Origin of the sequence: Oceanihabitans sp. IOP_32 (genome assembly GCF_009498295.1) — a bacterium.
GTDB classification, from domain to species: Bacteria; Bacteroidota; Bacteroidia; order Flavobacteriales; family Flavobacteriaceae; genus Wocania; species Wocania indica.
The window spans coordinates 1,753,215-1,769,554 of the sequence record NZ_CP040813.1 but is presented as its reverse complement, the minus strand read 5'-3'; the positions used below and the strand labels follow the sequence as shown (position 1 = coordinate 1,769,554).

Sequence of the window (16,340 nt, the reverse complement as noted above, 5' to 3'; positions counted from 1 at the left end):
AATGAATAGAGTAAGAAAAAATATTAAAAGATTACTATCTTCAATTTTAATTCTTGCTTTAGCTATTATATGGTTCGTTCCAATCCATATAGGTTGGTACAGAGAAATGCCATATTGTATGTTCAGATTTCAAGTATTTGAATATCAACAACACGATTATAATCAAACGAATTGGAAAGATATTTTTATTAGAATGCGTCCTAATAAGTATGGTAGTTTTGATTTTCACGAAAGAGTTGGCGGTATGAAAGCCTATTTTAGATTAGAACGTTTAACTTATCAACTGACAAAAGAATGTTGTAGTTGGGAAAAAACATATATGAAATGAAATTACTCTATAAACTTTTCATAGGAGTTTTGTTTTGGGGAACTTACTTTTTACCGATATTTTCCTTTGAAAAAGCATTTAGAATATTAGATGTTGAAACTAATGATTTCTTTGGAATTTATCGTGATGGAATTTTAATTTTTAGTGTTCTATCTATTATTTTAACTTTTTTATTTCTATGGCTTTCACCTAAATTATTTCGCAAGTATCTATACAGGATAGGTATTATAATATTCTATCTTGTTTTTTACTATTTTGCGTGTACGTCAATTGCTTGGGATTACCGAATTATTTTTGGTGCGACTTGGCAATGGCCTGAAATATTTCCAGAATTAGTGAGACCTCAATGGTATTTTTATGTGTTCGGAGCTTTGGGAGTTTTATTCAACTATCAATTTTTGAAATTAACCCAAAAGAAAACGACTGAATATAAAAACTGGTGGCAATAACTAAGCATTCGTGTGGTCGGTACGACCCAACATGAATGCCGTGTTGACTGAACCGGTGTTTGTCGGTTCGCCCTTATGGGGAATGGTCTGTTTTGGATTGGATTTTTAGGAGTTGGTTTTTTCTGTTTTGGGAGTTTTTGGCCTCCCTTTCTTTGGAATATTAAAAGAACATGGCAGATTTAGGACTTATTTTTCCTTGTTCATTACTGCTTTGATGTGTTTTCTTCAGTTTTGGCCATAGCAGTCCCGTTACGTCGGTTTTGCGTTTTTTTCATATTGGTCTGTTTAGGTGTTTCTCGATCTGTTCGCGCCAACCATTCGGTGGTCCACGAGCGGGGAAGGTTGCAATGGTAACCAGGTTTCCTTTTTTACAGCTGGGACACTTGCGGTGCTTTAAAGTACTTTTTCCGCTAGTTCTGGCCTACCCAGATCTTTTTGTAGTTCTGGGATTATGGTTCTTTTATAATAGCTGCTCAAGATACCATAGTGCCGGATGCGGGTAAACCCTTTGGGCAGGATATGCAATGAAAAACGCCTGATGAACTCGGCATCGGATAGTGCAAGTACCGACTTCTTACCCCCTTGGCGATAATCCTTTACCATAAACCGTACGTTTCCACTTTCAAGACTTTTTAAACGATGGTTGCTTATCGCAATTTTATGGGTATAGCGCCCTAGATATTCCACTACCTGTGAAGGCCCAAAGAATGGGCGTTTGCAATAGACCACCCACTGGTTTTGAACAGGCTTTCGTAAAATGAAGCGGGTTGTGATTTTCCAAGCTCTTTGCGCAGCCCAGCAACAAACCGAGCCCTAAAAACTATGCTCATCGCCTTTACCGGAAACAGGTACTTTCCCTTGCTCTTGGTGTTCTTCCATTTGCCAGTCTTGGTAATCCCACCTCCCGGGACAATGCAGTGCAGGTGTGGGTGCAACGAGAGGTTCTGCCCCCAAGTGTGCAGTATAGCGACCATTCCCATCCTGCCACCCAAGAACTTGGGATTAGCGCCAAAATCCTTAACGATGCCCCAGGCCGTTGTGAACAAAAGGTTGTACACCAATTTTGGCTCGTACAGAGATAACCTGTTCAGCTCACAGGGCAGGGTAAAGACCACGTGGAAGTAAGAAACCTTTAATAAATCTGCCTCCCTTGCCTGGATCCATGCTTCCTTCTTGTGTCCCTGGCACTTGGGGCAATGACGGTTACGGCAACTGTTGTAGCTAAGATGGAGCTTATAACAGGCAGGATTATTACAACAATCAATGTGGCCGCCAAGGGCCGCGGTGCGGCACTTGCGCAGGGCATGCAGGGTGCGGACTTGCCAACTGTTGGCACAATGATTGGCAAGGTGCTCCCTGTTGCGCTCCAATACGTGCGCTACTTCATGATCGGGACAGCACATCCCTATTGACCATAAAGCCTATCCAGCGGACTGAACGGCTTTTGCCTACCTGATTGTGCCACATGGAGGTAGATAAGAGTGGTCTGAATATCTGCGTGTCCCAAGAGGTCCTTCACGCTCATAATGTCCAGACCCATTTCCAAAAGATGGGTGGCATAGCTATGGCGCAGGATATGGGCGGTAATCTCCTTTGTAATACCGCTTTGCTTGCGGGCCTCACGCACGATCCACTGTATCCCTTGCGAGGAAAGCTGCGCCGGACTGCCTGTTCTATCATTGCCGTAAAGCACCAAGTGACCGGATTCTCTGCCTGTAGGTACTTCTTAAGGCCACGGATCTGTATCTCGGATAAGGGAACATAGCGATCCTTGCGCCCCTTGCCCTGGCGCACGTGCAGCAACTTCCTGTCAAAATCTAGATCCCTGCGTTGTAGGTTGCGAAGTTCAAAATTGCGGAGCCCACAGCCATAGAGCATGGCAAGTACCAATCGGTGCTTGAGCAGTCTTGGAGTGCGAAGCAGTTTTTTTACCTCCCTTTGGTTTAATACCACGGGGAGCTTCTTGGGGCGTTCAATAGAAGGAAGTATGACCCGCATTTCTTTCATCCCAAAGATGCGATAAGCATAGCGAAGCCCATAAACAGTGTGCTTGAAAAAACTATCTGAGGGGGTCTTATGTTGTGACTTTAAAACGTGTAGATAATCTAAGATCTGTTCCTCATCGAGCTCAAGTGGACTACAGTTAAAATGGAGTGCGATGTGCGCCAGACAGCGAGCATAGTTGGTAAGTGTGCTCTGGCTTTTACCAGCGAGCTCAACGGAGCGCTTGAGTTTGTGGTAGAGTATTGCAAACTCTGGAACGGAAATAATGGCTCTTTCAATGAGAGTGTCATTTTTTTTTCATAATATTGAGTATTAGATTAAACCTTGATCCTAAAGGTAGTGAATCGTGATGTAACTGTCTCGTGAAGCTACCTTTAGGTTTAGTTCAACAACGTATATAAAAAATAGCGGTTTAATCGCTTAATCGAAACAAAATGAATAAATTAAAGGTCTGTTAAAATCCGAAAAGTTAGTACTTAAAATCCGCTACTTTTCATATACAAGACCGTTGGCATTCATTGAGCAGAACCGTTAAAAATGACAATTATGAGTAATTTAAAAGACATTAAATCGGAAATTGAAAAATATACAACTGACTCAAATCTGACTGAATTACAAATCATTGAGAAACTAGAAAAACATTACTTTGACAAAAAAGTAAACCAGGATTTAAAGCTATATAAAAAAGGAGAGAAAAAAGTAAGCGAAATAACAAAAGACTTGAAAATCTCGCCACGAAAATTTTATGCGATTTTAAAAAAAAAGAAAATAGAACATAAGAAATATAAAAAAGAGTGATTTAAAACAAAACATTTGACTTTTAGCTCGTTTGCGGAATCGGAAAATTAATTGAAAAGCAAAACCCGAATTGAATCCGGAATTTAGCAAGTTGCAGATTTGCTCACTCAATCGGAATTGCAAAAGTTTGCGGAATAAGACGCTGACCGAATTCGCTCATAAACAAAAACTGAATTAATGAAAAAGAATTTACCTTTAATAGTAATTATTGCAAGTGCAATTTTAATGATTGGGAATTTTATAACGACCGATGAAATTGATCGAGGATTTTGGATGTCAACATTATCGAGTGTTTTAATTATAATATCAATGGTTTTGACAATTAGAGCGAATAAGAAGAAGGATGAAAATTAATAAACTGAATAAAAATAACGAAATGCCAACACCGTGTATAATTAATGGCTGGTTCTCGCCTACTTACGAAAATCCTCGCGGATTTTCTATTCGGTTTTTATTTGCTAAATTAGGTGCTTAAAACACGCCACTAATCATACACAAACACGTTGTAAGTAATGCCGAAAAACCCAGAAACCAAGTGAATAAAACAATATTTGAAATTACCAAAATGGATTGTCCTTCAGAGGAAAATCTTATCCGAATGAAATTGGACGGAATTTCAAGCATTGCGAATTTGGACTTTGATATTCCGAATCGAAAATTGACCGTTTTTCACAGCGGAGAAATTGACCAAATCGAAAAGTCCGTTATCGAATTGAATTTAGGTGGAAAAAAAATCTCAACGGAACAAACCGACCGAACGGAATTTAAAGAAAACGCAAACCAAAAAAAGCTACTTTGGTCTGTACTTGCAATAAATTTTGCTTTTTTCATTATTGAAATGACAACAGGAATTATCTCAAAATCTATGGGACTTGTTGCCGATAGTTTAGATATGCTTGCGGACAGTTTTGTGTACGGAATTAGTTTGTTTGCGGTTGGCGGAACAGTAATAAAGAAAAAACGGATTGCCAAACTTGCTGGATATTTTCAAATAATACTTGCGATTATTGGATTTGTAGAAGTTTTAAGAAGATTCTTCGGAGACGAGAAACTTCCTGATTTTTCGACAATGATTATCGTTTCGGTTTTTGCACTTATCGCAAACGGAATTTGTCTTTATATTTTACAACAATCAAAGCACAAAGAAGAGGCACATATAAAAGCGAGTATGATATTTACTTCGAATGATGTGATAATTAATTTAGGTGTAATAATCGCAGGACTTTTGGTGAATTGGTTAAGTTCGAGTAAACCTGATTTGATTATCGGAACAATTGTTTTTGTTTTGGTAATTCAAGGAGCCTTTCGAATACTAAAATTAAGTAAGTGAACGAAAAGCACTATTTACAACACCAATAAACGTTGCACAACCTGGGGAATCGAACTAAAATTGATAAATCGCTATTTTTAAAAACACACCATTTATTTCAAGGGTATTCAAGACTTGTTTAAAATGCTTTAAATAGCCTCTTATTATTGTTAAAAAAATTGAACATATTAATCGCAACAAATAACTAAGTATGATAACAACCAAAACAACCCTGTTTTCAGAAATAAAAAATGTAATCAAAGAATTAAATCCTCAAACAATTTCGGAGGAACGTAAAGCAGTTTTACAACCGCTAACAGATTTTATTCAGTCTAAAGTTTCAAATCATCAAGAAATTAGAATCAACTTTATTTGTACTCACAATTCAAGAAGAAGCCATTTATCGCAAGTTTGGGCGCAAACTATGGCACATTACTTTAACATTAAAAATGTGTTTTGTTATTCAGGAGGAACAGAGGCCACAGCACTTTTTCCAATGGTTGCAGAAACTTTGCAAAATTCAGGTTTTCAGATAAGAATCATTTCAAAAACCGAGAATCCTGTTTACAGCATTAAATATGCAGAAAACGAACATCCAATACTAGGATTTTCAAAAAAATTAGACGACGATTTCAACCCAAAATCTGGATTTGTAGCAATTATGACTTGCGATTCAGCAAATGAAGCCTGTCCATTTGTTCCTGGAGCTGAAAAACGCATACCAATTACTTTTGAAGACCCAAAAGCATTTGACAACACACCACAACAAGCAGAAAAATACCATGAAAGAAGTCTGCAAATTGCAAATGAATTATTCTACGTTTTCTCACAAATAAAAGCGTAAAAAATGTCTTCAAAAAAATTAAGTCTTGACAGAAAACTAACGTTTTGAATATTTGTCGCAATGGCTTTTGGTGTTCGACTTGGATACTTTAATCCAAGTTTCACAAATGGTATAAACCCATTTAATCGCGGAAGAGTCAATTTTCCGCTTGTAATCGGTTTGATTATAACTATAAATCCACCTTTGGCAAAGGTTAATTATACTCTGCTGCCATAGGTAGGTTTTTAGAAACACAAAAATCCTTTCTATTTCACTTATTTTAAATTGGATAATTGGTTCTGTTTTAATGTTTGTTTTAGCCATTATATTTTTACGAGATTATCCTGAATATATGGTTGGTCTAATCTTGATTGGATTTGGTTTAGAACGACCTTGCAGAAAGAAGTAGCGAATATGTTGCAGGTTTGGATTTCCCAACCCAAGTAAGAAGTTTAGACTCATTTATTTGGAGTGAGTTTCTCGTGTTTGTGACCAAATAAAACGGCAATTATTATATTACGTAAATTAAACTTGGTTCTGTTGTATTAAGTAAATATGACAAAAGTTATATTTCAATTAAAAAACTTATCGTAAATTTGCGATAAGAAATATGAAAAGAAGTTTAGAACACATAGAATATAAAGAAGATACCGAAGTTTTAGCAAAATTTGCCAAAGCTTTAGGACATCCTACTCGTATTGCTATTTTAAAACATCTTGAAAATCAATCTTGTTGTTTTACAGGAGATTTGGTTGAAATATTGCCAATTTCTCAATCAACAGTTTCACAACATTTAAAAGAATTAAAAAACGCAGGTTTAATTCAAGGAGAATTAAAACCACCAAAAATAAAGTATTGTATCCATCAAGAAAATTGGGAAATTGCGAAAACGTTATTTCAAGAATTTTTTAATTGATATTTTTTTATTAATATATCGTCTATTGGCGATAAACAAACATAAATATTATGACCAAAGTAATTAAAATTTTAGGTACAGGCTGTCCAAAATGCCAATCAATGACAGGTGTTGTTAAAGAGGTGGTTTCAGCAAACAACATCGATGCATCTATTGAAAAAGTTGAAGATATCATGGAGATTATGAAATTTAACGTCATGACCACACCAGCTTTAGTAATAGATGATGTGATCACCATTAAAGGTAGAGTGCCTTCAAAAGATGAAGTATTGGCTCTTTTAAACTAAAAAGTACTGTGAATTATCATATCAAGGCTTCATCCATTTCTAATCAAGATGCAGTTGTTCATATAAAAGAATCGCATATAGATTTTGGCATAACTTCAAAGTCTGCCGAAACCTTACCGAATCCAGCTGAATTATTCTTGGGTTCTTTCGCTTCCTGCATTCTTAAAAATGTTGAAAGATTTTCAGGAATGATGAAATTCGCCTATTCAAAAGCCACCATTGAAGTTAGTGCGACACGTCTTGAAAACCCACCTAGAATGGAAATATCGTTTACAATTTAACAATTTACAGCAACGACAAAAAATTGAATTCAGATTTACTTAAAAAAAATATTGAAAAATTTGGTACTATTTACAATACTGTAAAAATGTCTTGTTCAATTTCAGGAACGATTAACACGATTGAAAATGTTTGATTGGTTACAAAATTTTGCCGATTGGTTAATTTATTCGATTTTTGAGATTGGAGCGGAAACTAAATTTGGCACAGCCCTGAATTTCTTTGTGTATGATACACTCAAAATTCTCATTCTGCTATTTTTCATTGTTTTTTTAATGGGAATTGTAAATGCCTATTTTCCTATCGAACGGCTTAAAAATTATCTAAACAAAAAAAAGCTATACGGTTTAGAATATTTTTTCTCTTCTGTATTTGGTGCCTTAACACCCTTTTGTTCCTGCTCTTCAGTTCCTTTATTTATTGGTTTTGTTCAAGGAGGAATCCCACTAGGTGTCACTTTTTCTTTTTTAATAACTTCTCCTTTAGTAAATGAAGTTGCTATTGCCATGTTTCTTGGGATGTTTGGTGTAAAAGCAACGTTAATTTATGCTGTTTCAGGTATTTTATTAGGTACAATTGGCGGTTGGCTACTTGGCAAATTCAAGCTTGAACCTTTACTCTCTGATTGGGTTAAAAAGATTCTTGATAATAAAATGAAACAAGCTGAATACGAAGAAGAAAAACAATCGTTCTACCAACGCTTACCCGAAATCACTCGGGGATCTTGGGACATTGTAAGAGGTGTTCTTCTTTATGTAGTTATAGGTATTACTATTGGTGCAGCTATGCACGGTTATGTTCCAGAAAACTTTTTTGAGCAATATCTTGGAGGTGGAGAGTGGTGGACTGTTCCGCTCGCAGTAATTGTTGCCGTGCCCATGTATGCCAATGCAGCGGGAATTGTTCCTATTATCGAAGTATTTGTTGCGAAAGGGGTGCCGCTGGGAACTGCCATTGCCTTTATGATGGCAACCGTAGGTTTATCAATTCCCGAAGCGACCCTACTTAAAAAAGTGATGTCGTTAAAATTAATTGCGATATTTTTTAGTGTTATTACCCTCGCTATCATCTTTTCAGGGTTTCTATTTAATATAATGTTATAAATCATAATTTAATAAAAATAAAAAACAATCAAACTTTTTTAGTGCTCATAATTAGTCCAATACTAATATCTAACAATAGTAAAGACAAAAACAAAACAACCACAACTACCTGTAGCCATGCCTATTAACATTTAAGACCTCTACCAAATAATATAAATTTAGATATGAATAAAATTTTGATAATCGTAACAGCCACAACAATTTTCTTGATTATTAATCTTATTCATTATAAAATTATGAAAAGCTTCATTAAAGAATCATTGGGGAAAAAGTGGTTAAATGTTTGGGGAAACAAAGTTTACTTCTGGCAGAGTTCAATATTTTAAAGTACAGCCGGAACAGTTTTAGTGATATATGTTTTAAAATGGTCAAATATTCTAACTTTCTAAAACAAACTATCACACTTGTAGAAGATGCGGTTTTGGTGTGTATTTACACCAACATATTAAATTATGGCCAAGCAAAGTATACCATTTACAGTGCCTAACGATGAGTGGCTAAAAACTCAAGTGGACAATAAAAAATATTCGAGTAAAAGTGAGTTAATTAACGATTTAATTAGACAAGCTCGAAAGCAACAAGTTCGAATTGACTGGATTAGAGCTAAATTGGAAAAAGCTGAAAATAGCAGATTTACGAACGACGGTAAAGAACGTATTCTAGCCCAATCAAAGTCCTTGCTAAATGGCTAAATACAAACTGACTAATGAAGCAAAAAATGACTTAATTCGGAATCACCACGACGGAGTTGAAAAATTTGGAATGAAACAAGCAGACAAATATTTTGACAGTATTGCCGAACGACCTTTTTCTTTTGATTCAGTAGATTATATAAAAAAGGATATAGACGATGCGTATGTGGAGTTGACCGTATTTACCATAAAATCAATGAAAATATTGTGGCAATAATTGCAATCGTTGGAAGACAAAATTTATTCGCCTTATCTAATTCATTCAAGAAAGCAGAGCGCAGCCTCCTGCTTTAAACTACATTAATTTTTTAGATACACACAAAAATCCAATGGAGTGATATAGTGCGAAGATAATTGCGTGTTGCGGATTTAAAACCACCCGTAAACTCTTGTAGTCGTTTGTAAATGACTGATTTATTTGTATATTGAATCATATTTATAACAGATGTTATTCCATATAGAAACCAAAAGACTCCTATTAAGAGACCTGAGAATTACCGATATAGAGGCTATGTTTGAGCTCGATGCTAACCCAGAAGTACACCGATATTTAGGCAACAAACCAATAACTACAAAAATAGCCGCTAAAAAAAATATTGAAAGTGTTCTCAAGCAATACCAAGAACGTGGCATTGGCCGATTTGCGGTTATTGAAAAAGCTTCGGGTAATTTTATAGGCTGGTCTGGTATACGGCTTAATACCGAATACAACATGAATGGTTATACAAAATATTACGATGTTGGTTATCGCTTTATACCCAAATATTGGGGAAAAGGCTATGCCACCGAATCTGGAAAAGCCGCTGTAAATTATGCCTTTAAAACACTTAAACTCCCAGAACTTTATGCCACAACCGAGATTGGAAATCAAGCTTCGCACAAAGCGCTATTAAAAATTGGTTTACATTATGTCGAAGATTTTTATTGCGAGCACGAGCAACTCAACTTGCGTTGGTATAAAATAGAAAACCATTAGTTATGGAAAAAAAATGCCCCGAATGTGGTGATAAAATAATTGGAAGAATCGATAAAAAATTCTGTAGTGATGGTTGCAGAAACGCATTTAACAACCGCATAAATAAAGACAATAAAAACCTCATTAGAAATACCAATAACAGGCTTCGAAAAAACTATAGAATTCTAGAGACACTAAACCCCAATCAAAAAACAAAAACCTCAAGAGCTAAACTTATTGAGGCAGGTTTCGATTTTAATTACTTTACAAGCACATACACTACCAAAGCAGGCACAGTGTATTACTTTGTGTACAACCAAGGGTATTTGCCTTTAGAGGGCGACTATTACGCGCTGGTTAAAAGAGAAGAATAACACTATTTCCAGTTTTGACCTTTTAAAGCCATGGCCGCTTTAAGTACATCTTTTTGGCTTATTTGACCTACCAATTTACCGTTTTCTACGATAGGAAATCGACGGCGTTTTGATTCTAAAAACTTATTGGCGGCATCGAAAATATTCATATTTCCATCGATGGTTTCCACGTTTAACGTGATAAAATTTTTAATAGACTTATCTTGAATAGGCATATTGTAATAACGGCTCTCACTAATTTGTTTAATACAATCGCCTTCAGAGATAATACCAATGAGTTCCTTTTTATCATTAATTACAGGTCCGCCAGAAATTCTATTTTTAATTAAGGACTGCATCACGCTCTCAATGGTTTGGTCTGCTGTAAACGTAATCAAATCCCTAGTCATATAGTCACTAACCCTTAAAAGTATAGTATTCTCAGCATTGTTTTGCTGTCTTCTCGATCCTTGAAAACTTTTAATCCCCATAATTTCAATCCTTTAAAGAATTTAATGTACTTATTTTTATCGAATTTTCCAAAAAAAACAATCATTCACACAAAATATTTCTCCAATAAATAATTCAAAAACCAAAACAATTAGTATATATTTAAGGCTTTACCTGCTATTTTTTTATAGTTTTAGCAAAAATTATAAAAATAAACATGAAACGATTTTTAGTATTAATTTTAGTGGTAAGCTGTTTTAACTTAAACGCTCAAAAAAACCCAGAATTGTTAAAACATTACGAAGCCTTTTATAAACAGATGAGAACACAAGGCGATGTGCAGGGTATGATTAATGCCATGACGCATTTAAACGTCTTATCGCCATCGGTAGCGAGAAAAGACACTTTAGCGTATATTTATATGAGCGAAGGCAAGTACGTACAAGCCTTAAATACCATTGGGATTGAAGAGAATGTTGGCGACTCCGATATCGCCTTAGAGGTTAAGGCTTTATCGCTAAAAGCTGTTAAAAGACCAGAATTAGCTATTGTGCATTTTCAAGCCTTGTTTAACAGAGATCCCAATCCGCTTGTAGCTTATGAATTAGCAGAACTAAACATGCAAACTAATAACTTCGATGCGGCTTCTAAACATATAGCTTACGGTATTGCCAATTCTAAAACCGATATGATGAAGGCCTTTTACGAAACACAACAACCCTATCAAGTCGCTTTAAAATCGGCTTTTATGTATTTAAAAGCTCTTGTTGTATACAATAAGGACAAAAAGAAGAATATTGATGAAGCCGTCGATATCCTAGATGCGACACTTAAAGCGTCACCCAATTTCAACTTAATTCAATTAACGAAAAACGAATTACTTCGACAGAAACAAGCGTTAGCACAAGCTGCTAACCAAGAAAAAAAGTAGGAATTACAAGAATATAAAAAAGCGCAGTTTCAAAGTTTTGAAACTGCGCTTTTTTTGTGGAAGAAAGTTAAAATCCTACCAAATTTTAACCCGATCTTCTGGTTTTACAAACATGTTATCACCGGCTGTAATATTAAAGGCCTCATAAAACGTATCTAGATTTTGAAGTGGCATTACCGCGCGATACATACCAGGAGAGTGTGGTCCTGTTTTTATCTGATTACGTAAAGCATCGTCGGTGAACTTAGTTCTCCAAATGGTTGCCCAAGACAAAAAGAAACGTTGTTCTGGTGTAAATCCATCAATTTTTTCTGGTGTTCCATGCTCTGCTAAATGTAATTGTAACCCATCGTAAGCGGCATTCACACCCCCTAAATCTCCAATGTTTTCACCCAAAGTAAACGTGCCATTTAAGAAAGTGTCTGGTAACGCTTCAACAGCAGAATATTGATCGGCCAGTTTTTTACCCAAAGCAGTAAAACGCTCTAAATCTGTTTCGGTCCACCAGTTATTTAAATTACCATCGCCATCATAACGCGACCCAGAATCATCAAAACTATGTGAAATTTCGTGCCCTATTACAGCACCAATACCACCGTAATTAACCGCTTCGTCTGCATTGAAATTGTAAAATGGAGGTTGTAATATAGCCGCTGGGAACACAATTTCGTTGTATGGCGGCATGAAATACGCATTTACAACTTGTGGAGCCATAAGCCATTCACTTTTATCAACGGGTTTTCCTAATTTATCTAACCCTTCTTTAAAACGCCATGCTCTAATATTTTGCATGTTACTAAAATAAGTTGCTCCAGATGCTGCACTTTTCACTTCCAAATCAGAGTAATCTTTCCATTGATCTGGGTAGGCAATCTTAACATTCATTTTGCTTAACTTCTCCTTAGCCTTTTCTTTAGTTTCGGGAGTCATCCACTCCAGATTGTCAATTCTATTTTGGTAAGCTAGCATCACATTATCAATCATCTTTTTAGCCTTAACCTTAGCTTCTGCAGGAAAGTGTTTTTCGACATATAATTTTCCCAAAGCCTCACCTATTGTACCGTTTATAACGCTTAGTGCACGTTCTTCTCTAGGCAATTGTTTTTTAGAACCTCGCATAGCTTTACTGTAAAACTCCCAGTTAGCTCTATCAATTTCGGTAGACAATAAGTCGGCATTCCCATCAATTGCAGTCCAACGCAAATAGTTTTTCCAATCGTCTACATTATTCTCTTTTAAAATGCCCTCTAAAGCTTTAAAATATCCAGGATCTGTAACAATAATAGTGTCTAGTTCCTTTACACCTATGCCTTCAAAATAAGCCTCCCATTGTATTGAAGGTGTCATTTTAGCCAAATCGTCCATAGATTTTGGGTTAAACCTTTTTCTGGCGTCACGACTATCTTCCTTCGTCATTCTTGGCTCTGCTAATTTAGTTTCGAAAGCCAATACTTTATCGGCATTTAATTTAGCCTCGGCTTCAGAGTCTCCAACAAAGGTTAGCATTTTGGCAATATGAGCACGGTATTTTTCTCTTTTTTCCTGCGTGTCTTCATCTTGATCTACATAGTAATCGCGTGTTAAACCCAGCGCACCGTTTCTTAAGTAACCTGCATTAATATTACTATTTTTAGGATGTGCTCCTACACTAACAGCAAAAAAAGCACGCCCTCCTTTTGGCGTGGTTTCAATTAAAAATTGTTGTAAATCGTTACTGGTTTTAATCGCATCGATTTTTGCTAATGTGGCCTCTAAAGGTTTAATACCTTGGGCATCACGGGTTGTCGTATCCATAATAGTTTCAAAAAGAAAAACCGCCTTTTCTTGATCTGAATCTAGTAATACCTGGGTAGCACCCGGACTGTCATTAGTAGACATCGCCGATTTTAAAATGGCTAAAGCATCATCGTCGGTTTTCTTTCTTAGCTCATTAAAACTACCCCAGCGTGTTCTGTCGGCCGGAATTTCGTTATTATCTAGCCATGTACCGTTTACGTATCTAAAAAAATCTTCAGTAGGTTTTACTGTGGTATCCATGTATTGCAAATTAATACCTGGAACAACGTCGATTTGAGCCGTTTCTTTTTTGGTCTCGTTTTTACAAGCCACTAGTCCTAAAAAGACCAAGCCATAAAACAAATAATTCAATTTGGTTTTCATTTAATTATATTAAAGGTTAATTTTAAAAAATGTTACACAAGTTAACAATTATGTGCCATTATAAGTGCTATTTGAGAAAGTTTTAACAGCCATCAAAACCCAAATATTCTATTTTATTGAGGTTTTTGAATGTTCTGGCTGTCTCTTTCTAACTTTTTATTCATCTGAAAGTTTAAATTTGAAAACGACACTAAAAAGCCCTTGACCTCTTCAGAAAGTTCTGCTTTAGAGGTTGTAGAGAGATTATAAAGGTCTCTTAACTTATAAATTTTAGTTTCTAGAACCAAAATTCTAGCTAAAGTTGCTGGCGTATTTACAGTTTCTGGAATATTTTCTTTTAAATCTTTTAACAGGGTTTTTATAGTCTCTACATTAGAACTAAAAAAAACAAGATCGCCACTTTTTACAGCATTTACAACATCTTGTATTTGGTGATATTCTTGCCAGTTTGCAATAACTTGCTCGGTTTTTCCATCCAAACCAAACTCAACATAGTCGAATTTTGAGATGTCACTTTCTGTTAACTCTCGACTGCTGTTTTCTGTAATAACCTCGTCATTAATAGTATGCTCGTTAGTGTCTTTGCAGGAACATAGTACGACACAGAAACTTAACACACTTAAAACCTTAAAATTCATAGCGCTACAACTTTTAGATGCGTTACAAAGATATAGCAATAGTTTGTGTTATTTAAATAATTAGCGATTCAGTCGATATTTTTCAGCTTTTAAATGAATTATTATCACTAAAATCTTATTAATTTAGTCGAATTATTATTTTAAATACGGTTATAAATGGATCCTAAAATTTTAGTTATTGGCGCTTGCGGACAAATAGGTTCGGAGTTAACATTAAAACTTAAAGCACTTTATGGCAATGAAAATGTTATTGCAAGCGATATAAGAGACAGTAATTTGGAAGTTGTAAATTCTGGTGTTTTTGAAATTTTAGATGCCCAAGATTTTAATAGCCTTAGTGCCTGTATTAAAAAGCACGAAATAAATACGGTGTATTTAATGGCTGCTATGCTTAGTGCCACATCCGAGAAATCACCTATGAAAGCCTGGGATTTAAACATGAACTCTCTGTTTCATGTCTTAAATTTAGCAAAAGATAAAGTGATACAAAAAGTATTCTGGCCATCAAGTATTGCCGTTTTTGGCCCCACTACTCCCGCCGAAAACACCGCGCAATACACCATTACAGAACCTACAACCGTTTATGGTATTACGAAATTGGCTGGCGAGCGTTGGTGCGAATATTACCACCAAAAATACGGTGTCGATGTTAGAAGTTTGCGCTACCCTGGTATTATTAGCTGGAAAACCTTGCCGGGTGGTGGCACAACCGACTATGCTGTAGATATTTACCACAAAGCCATTACCCATAAAAACTTCGACTGCTTTTTATCAGAGCATACCAAACTCCCTATGATGTTTATGGATGATGCAATTAAGGCATCCATAGATATCATGCGTGCCGATGCCAATAGTGTTAAAATAAGATCGTCTTACAATTTGGCGGCTATTAGTTTTACACCTAAAGAAATTGCTGCTTCTATTAAAAACCATATCCCAGAGTTTAAAATTAGCTACACTCCAGACTTTAGACAAGATATTGCAAACAGTTGGCCAAAAAGCATAAACGACGACTGTGCAAAACAACATTGGGGCTGGAAACCCGATTTTACTCTCGAAGATATTACAAAAGAAATGTTGCTTCAATTAGGTAGAAAATACAACAATACCAAAACACCATAATGCGTACCTTAGTAGCAAATTTGTATTCTAAACTGTGAATTATACCAAATTAACCCCAAAATTCTAGTTCGGAAGAACCCCAAAAACCATATAACATGCTAGATAATTTCCTATTTAATGTAAAACATGGCATTAATCATGTTTTAGATATTCACGCCTACGATCATATTTTATTTCTAATTATGCTTAGCATTCCATTTGTATTTAAAGACTGGAAACGCGTTATCGTACTCGTTACTGTATTTACCTTAGGCCATACCCTTTCGCTTATTCTGGCCACTTACAATGTGGTGCGTATAAACAGCCAAATTGTAGAATTTCTTATACCCATCACAATTTTAATTGTCGCGGTTTACAATATTTTCACAGCAGGCAAAGGTCCACAAAAAGAAAAAATAGGCTTACTCTTTATAACAACCTTATTTTTTGGTTTAATACATGGTTTAGGCTTTGCTCGAGAATTCGAAAAGCTACAAAAACCTTCAGACAATAAATTCATCCTGTTACTAGAATTTGCCCTTGGCATCGAAATTGCTCAAATTATTATCGTATTTCTAGTCCTATTTATAAGCTACGTTGTACAAACCATATTTAGGTTTACCAAACGCGATTGGGTCATGATAATATCGGCAATCGTAGTAGGTTTAACCATACCTATGATATTAAAAAACCCCATCTTTTAAGCTAAAAACATTTGGGCGTTACCCCAAAAATGGGGTCGGGCTATCACTGCAAGTCCGCGT

Annotated in this window: 22 protein-coding genes and 2 pseudogenes; 18 read left to right on the top strand and 6 right to left on the bottom strand. The window is 35.7% G+C overall.

What is annotated here, in order from left to right; genetic code table 11:
- Nucleotide 1: 1 nt before the first annotated feature.
- Together FEZ18_RS07365 and FEZ18_RS07360 are read left to right on the top strand one after the other, a co-directional pair.
- On the top strand, nt 2-328 hold the full coding sequence (locus tag FEZ18_RS07365; protein WP_110476697.1) for a hypothetical protein: 327 nt from the start codon (nt 2-4) through the stop codon (nt 326-328).
- On the top strand, nt 325-777 hold the full coding sequence (locus tag FEZ18_RS07360) for a hypothetical protein (RefSeq protein ID WP_153267724.1): 453 nt from the start codon (nt 325-327) through the stop codon (nt 775-777). Before FEZ18_RS07365 ends, FEZ18_RS07360 begins: the two co-directional genes overlap by 4 nt.
- Before the next feature lie 271 nt (nt 778-1,048).
- Here FEZ18_RS07360 and FEZ18_RS14990 read toward each other — a convergent pair.
- The 3 genes and pseudogenes from FEZ18_RS14990 to FEZ18_RS07350 all read right to left on the bottom strand — a co-directional run bounded on the left by FEZ18_RS14990 (nt 1,049) and on the right by FEZ18_RS07350 (nt 2,775).
- Nucleotides 1,049-2,180, bottom strand: a pseudogene (locus FEZ18_RS14990) (IS91 family transposase).
- 2 nt (nt 2,181-2,182) lie between these two features.
- A complete protein-coding gene (locus tag FEZ18_RS14850) occupies nt 2,183-2,404 on the bottom strand; it encodes a tyrosine-type recombinase/integrase (protein WP_255473280.1) in 222 nt (73 codons plus the stop codon).
- Nucleotides 2,299-2,775, bottom strand: a complete 477-nt coding sequence (locus tag FEZ18_RS07350) for a tyrosine-type recombinase/integrase (RefSeq protein WP_255473342.1) — start codon at nt 2,773-2,775, stop codon at nt 2,299-2,301. Before FEZ18_RS07350 ends, FEZ18_RS14850 begins: the two co-directional genes overlap by 106 nt.
- 552 nt (nt 2,776-3,327) lie before the next feature.
- Here FEZ18_RS07350 and FEZ18_RS07345 point away from each other — a divergent pair.
- From FEZ18_RS07345 to FEZ18_RS07285, 13 genes and pseudogenes are all read left to right on the top strand, one after another.
- A complete protein-coding gene (locus FEZ18_RS07345) occupies nt 3,328-3,579 on the top strand; it encodes a hypothetical protein (protein ID WP_153267723.1) in 252 nt (83 codons plus the stop codon).
- A 177-nt stretch (nt 3,580-3,756) separates the two neighbouring features.
- Complete coding sequence (locus FEZ18_RS07340) at nt 3,757-3,933, top strand: hypothetical protein (protein ID WP_153267722.1); 177 nt, start codon at nt 3,757-3,759, stop codon at nt 3,931-3,933.
- Between the two features lie 181 nt (nt 3,934-4,114).
- Nucleotides 4,115-4,909: a cation transporter gene (locus FEZ18_RS07335; RefSeq protein ID WP_194269457.1), complete on the top strand. Its 795-nt coding sequence runs from the start codon at nt 4,115-4,117 to the stop codon at nt 4,907-4,909.
- Between the two features lie 190 nt (nt 4,910-5,099).
- Complete coding sequence (locus FEZ18_RS07330; RefSeq protein ID WP_153267721.1) at nt 5,100-5,732, top strand: low molecular weight phosphatase family protein; 633 nt, start codon at nt 5,100-5,102, stop codon at nt 5,730-5,732.
- 60 nt (nt 5,733-5,792) lie between these two features.
- A pseudogene (locus FEZ18_RS07325) lies at nt 5,793-6,139 on the top strand (arsenic resistance protein); the annotation flags it as partial.
- Nucleotides 6,140-6,321: 182 nt separating this feature from the next.
- Nucleotides 6,322-6,627 carry an ArsR/SmtB family transcription factor gene (locus tag FEZ18_RS07320; RefSeq protein WP_153267720.1) on the top strand — a complete coding sequence of 102 codons (306 nt, stop codon included), beginning with the start codon at nt 6,322-6,324 and terminating at the stop codon, nt 6,625-6,627.
- 50 nt (nt 6,628-6,677) lie between these two features.
- On the top strand, nt 6,678-6,914 hold the full coding sequence (locus tag FEZ18_RS07315; protein ID WP_153267719.1) for a thioredoxin family protein: 237 nt from the start codon (nt 6,678-6,680) through the stop codon (nt 6,912-6,914).
- A gap of 8 nt (nt 6,915-6,922) precedes the next feature.
- Entirely contained in the window at nt 6,923-7,195 is a 273-nt protein-coding gene (locus tag FEZ18_RS07310) for an OsmC family protein (protein WP_228122660.1), read from the top strand.
- Nucleotides 7,196-7,321: 126 nt separating this feature from the next.
- Entirely contained in the window at nt 7,322-8,296 is a 975-nt protein-coding gene (locus FEZ18_RS07305; RefSeq protein ID WP_153267718.1) for a permease, read from the top strand.
- A 452-nt stretch (nt 8,297-8,748) separates the two neighbouring features.
- Nucleotides 8,749-8,988, top strand: a complete 240-nt coding sequence (locus FEZ18_RS07300) for a type II toxin-antitoxin system ParD family antitoxin (protein ID WP_153267717.1) — start codon at nt 8,749-8,751, stop codon at nt 8,986-8,988.
- Nucleotides 8,981-9,205, top strand: a complete 225-nt coding sequence (locus FEZ18_RS07295; RefSeq protein ID WP_228122658.1) for a type II toxin-antitoxin system RelE/ParE family toxin — start codon at nt 8,981-8,983, stop codon at nt 9,203-9,205. Before FEZ18_RS07300 ends, FEZ18_RS07295 begins: the two co-directional genes overlap by 8 nt.
- Nucleotides 9,206-9,433: 228 nt before the next feature.
- On the top strand, nt 9,434-9,964 hold the full coding sequence (locus FEZ18_RS07290; protein WP_153267716.1) for a GNAT family N-acetyltransferase: 531 nt from the start codon (nt 9,434-9,436) through the stop codon (nt 9,962-9,964).
- A 2-nt stretch (nt 9,965-9,966) separates the two neighbouring features.
- On the top strand, nt 9,967-10,317 hold the full coding sequence (locus FEZ18_RS07285) for a hypothetical protein (RefSeq protein ID WP_153267715.1): 351 nt from the start codon (nt 9,967-9,969) through the stop codon (nt 10,315-10,317).
- A gap of 2 nt (nt 10,318-10,319) precedes the next feature.
- Here FEZ18_RS07285 and FEZ18_RS07280 read toward each other — a convergent pair whose 3' ends face one another.
- Entirely contained in the window at nt 10,320-10,787 is a 468-nt protein-coding gene (locus FEZ18_RS07280; RefSeq protein WP_153267714.1) for a CBS domain-containing protein, read from the bottom strand.
- A 176-nt stretch (nt 10,788-10,963) separates the two neighbouring features.
- Between FEZ18_RS07280 and FEZ18_RS07275 the strand changes: the two genes are divergently transcribed.
- On the top strand, nt 10,964-11,677 hold the full coding sequence (locus tag FEZ18_RS07275; RefSeq protein ID WP_153267713.1) for a hypothetical protein: 714 nt from the start codon (nt 10,964-10,966) through the stop codon (nt 11,675-11,677).
- A gap of 75 nt (nt 11,678-11,752) precedes the next feature.
- Here FEZ18_RS07275 and FEZ18_RS07270 read toward each other — a convergent pair whose 3' ends face one another.
- Together FEZ18_RS07270 and FEZ18_RS07265 are read right to left on the bottom strand one after the other, a co-directional pair.
- Nucleotides 11,753-13,837, bottom strand: coding sequence for a M13 family metallopeptidase (locus tag FEZ18_RS07270; RefSeq protein ID WP_153267712.1), 2,085 nt, complete (start codon nt 13,835-13,837; stop codon nt 11,753-11,755).
- A gap of 113 nt (nt 13,838-13,950) precedes the next feature.
- A complete protein-coding gene (locus FEZ18_RS07265; RefSeq protein ID WP_153267711.1) occupies nt 13,951-14,475 on the bottom strand; it encodes a hypothetical protein in 525 nt (174 codons plus the stop codon).
- A gap of 156 nt (nt 14,476-14,631) precedes the next feature.
- Here FEZ18_RS07265 and FEZ18_RS07260 point away from each other — a divergent pair, with 156 nt between their 5' ends.
- Both FEZ18_RS07260 and FEZ18_RS07255 read left to right on the top strand, forming a co-directional pair.
- Entirely contained in the window at nt 14,632-15,597 is a 966-nt protein-coding gene (locus FEZ18_RS07260; protein ID WP_153267710.1) for an NAD-dependent epimerase/dehydratase family protein, read from the top strand.
- 95 nt (nt 15,598-15,692) lie between these two features.
- Nucleotides 15,693-16,280: a HupE/UreJ family protein gene (locus FEZ18_RS07255; protein WP_153267709.1), complete on the top strand. Its 588-nt coding sequence runs from the start codon at nt 15,693-15,695 to the stop codon at nt 16,278-16,280.
- Nucleotides 16,281-16,340 lie beyond the last annotated feature (60 nt).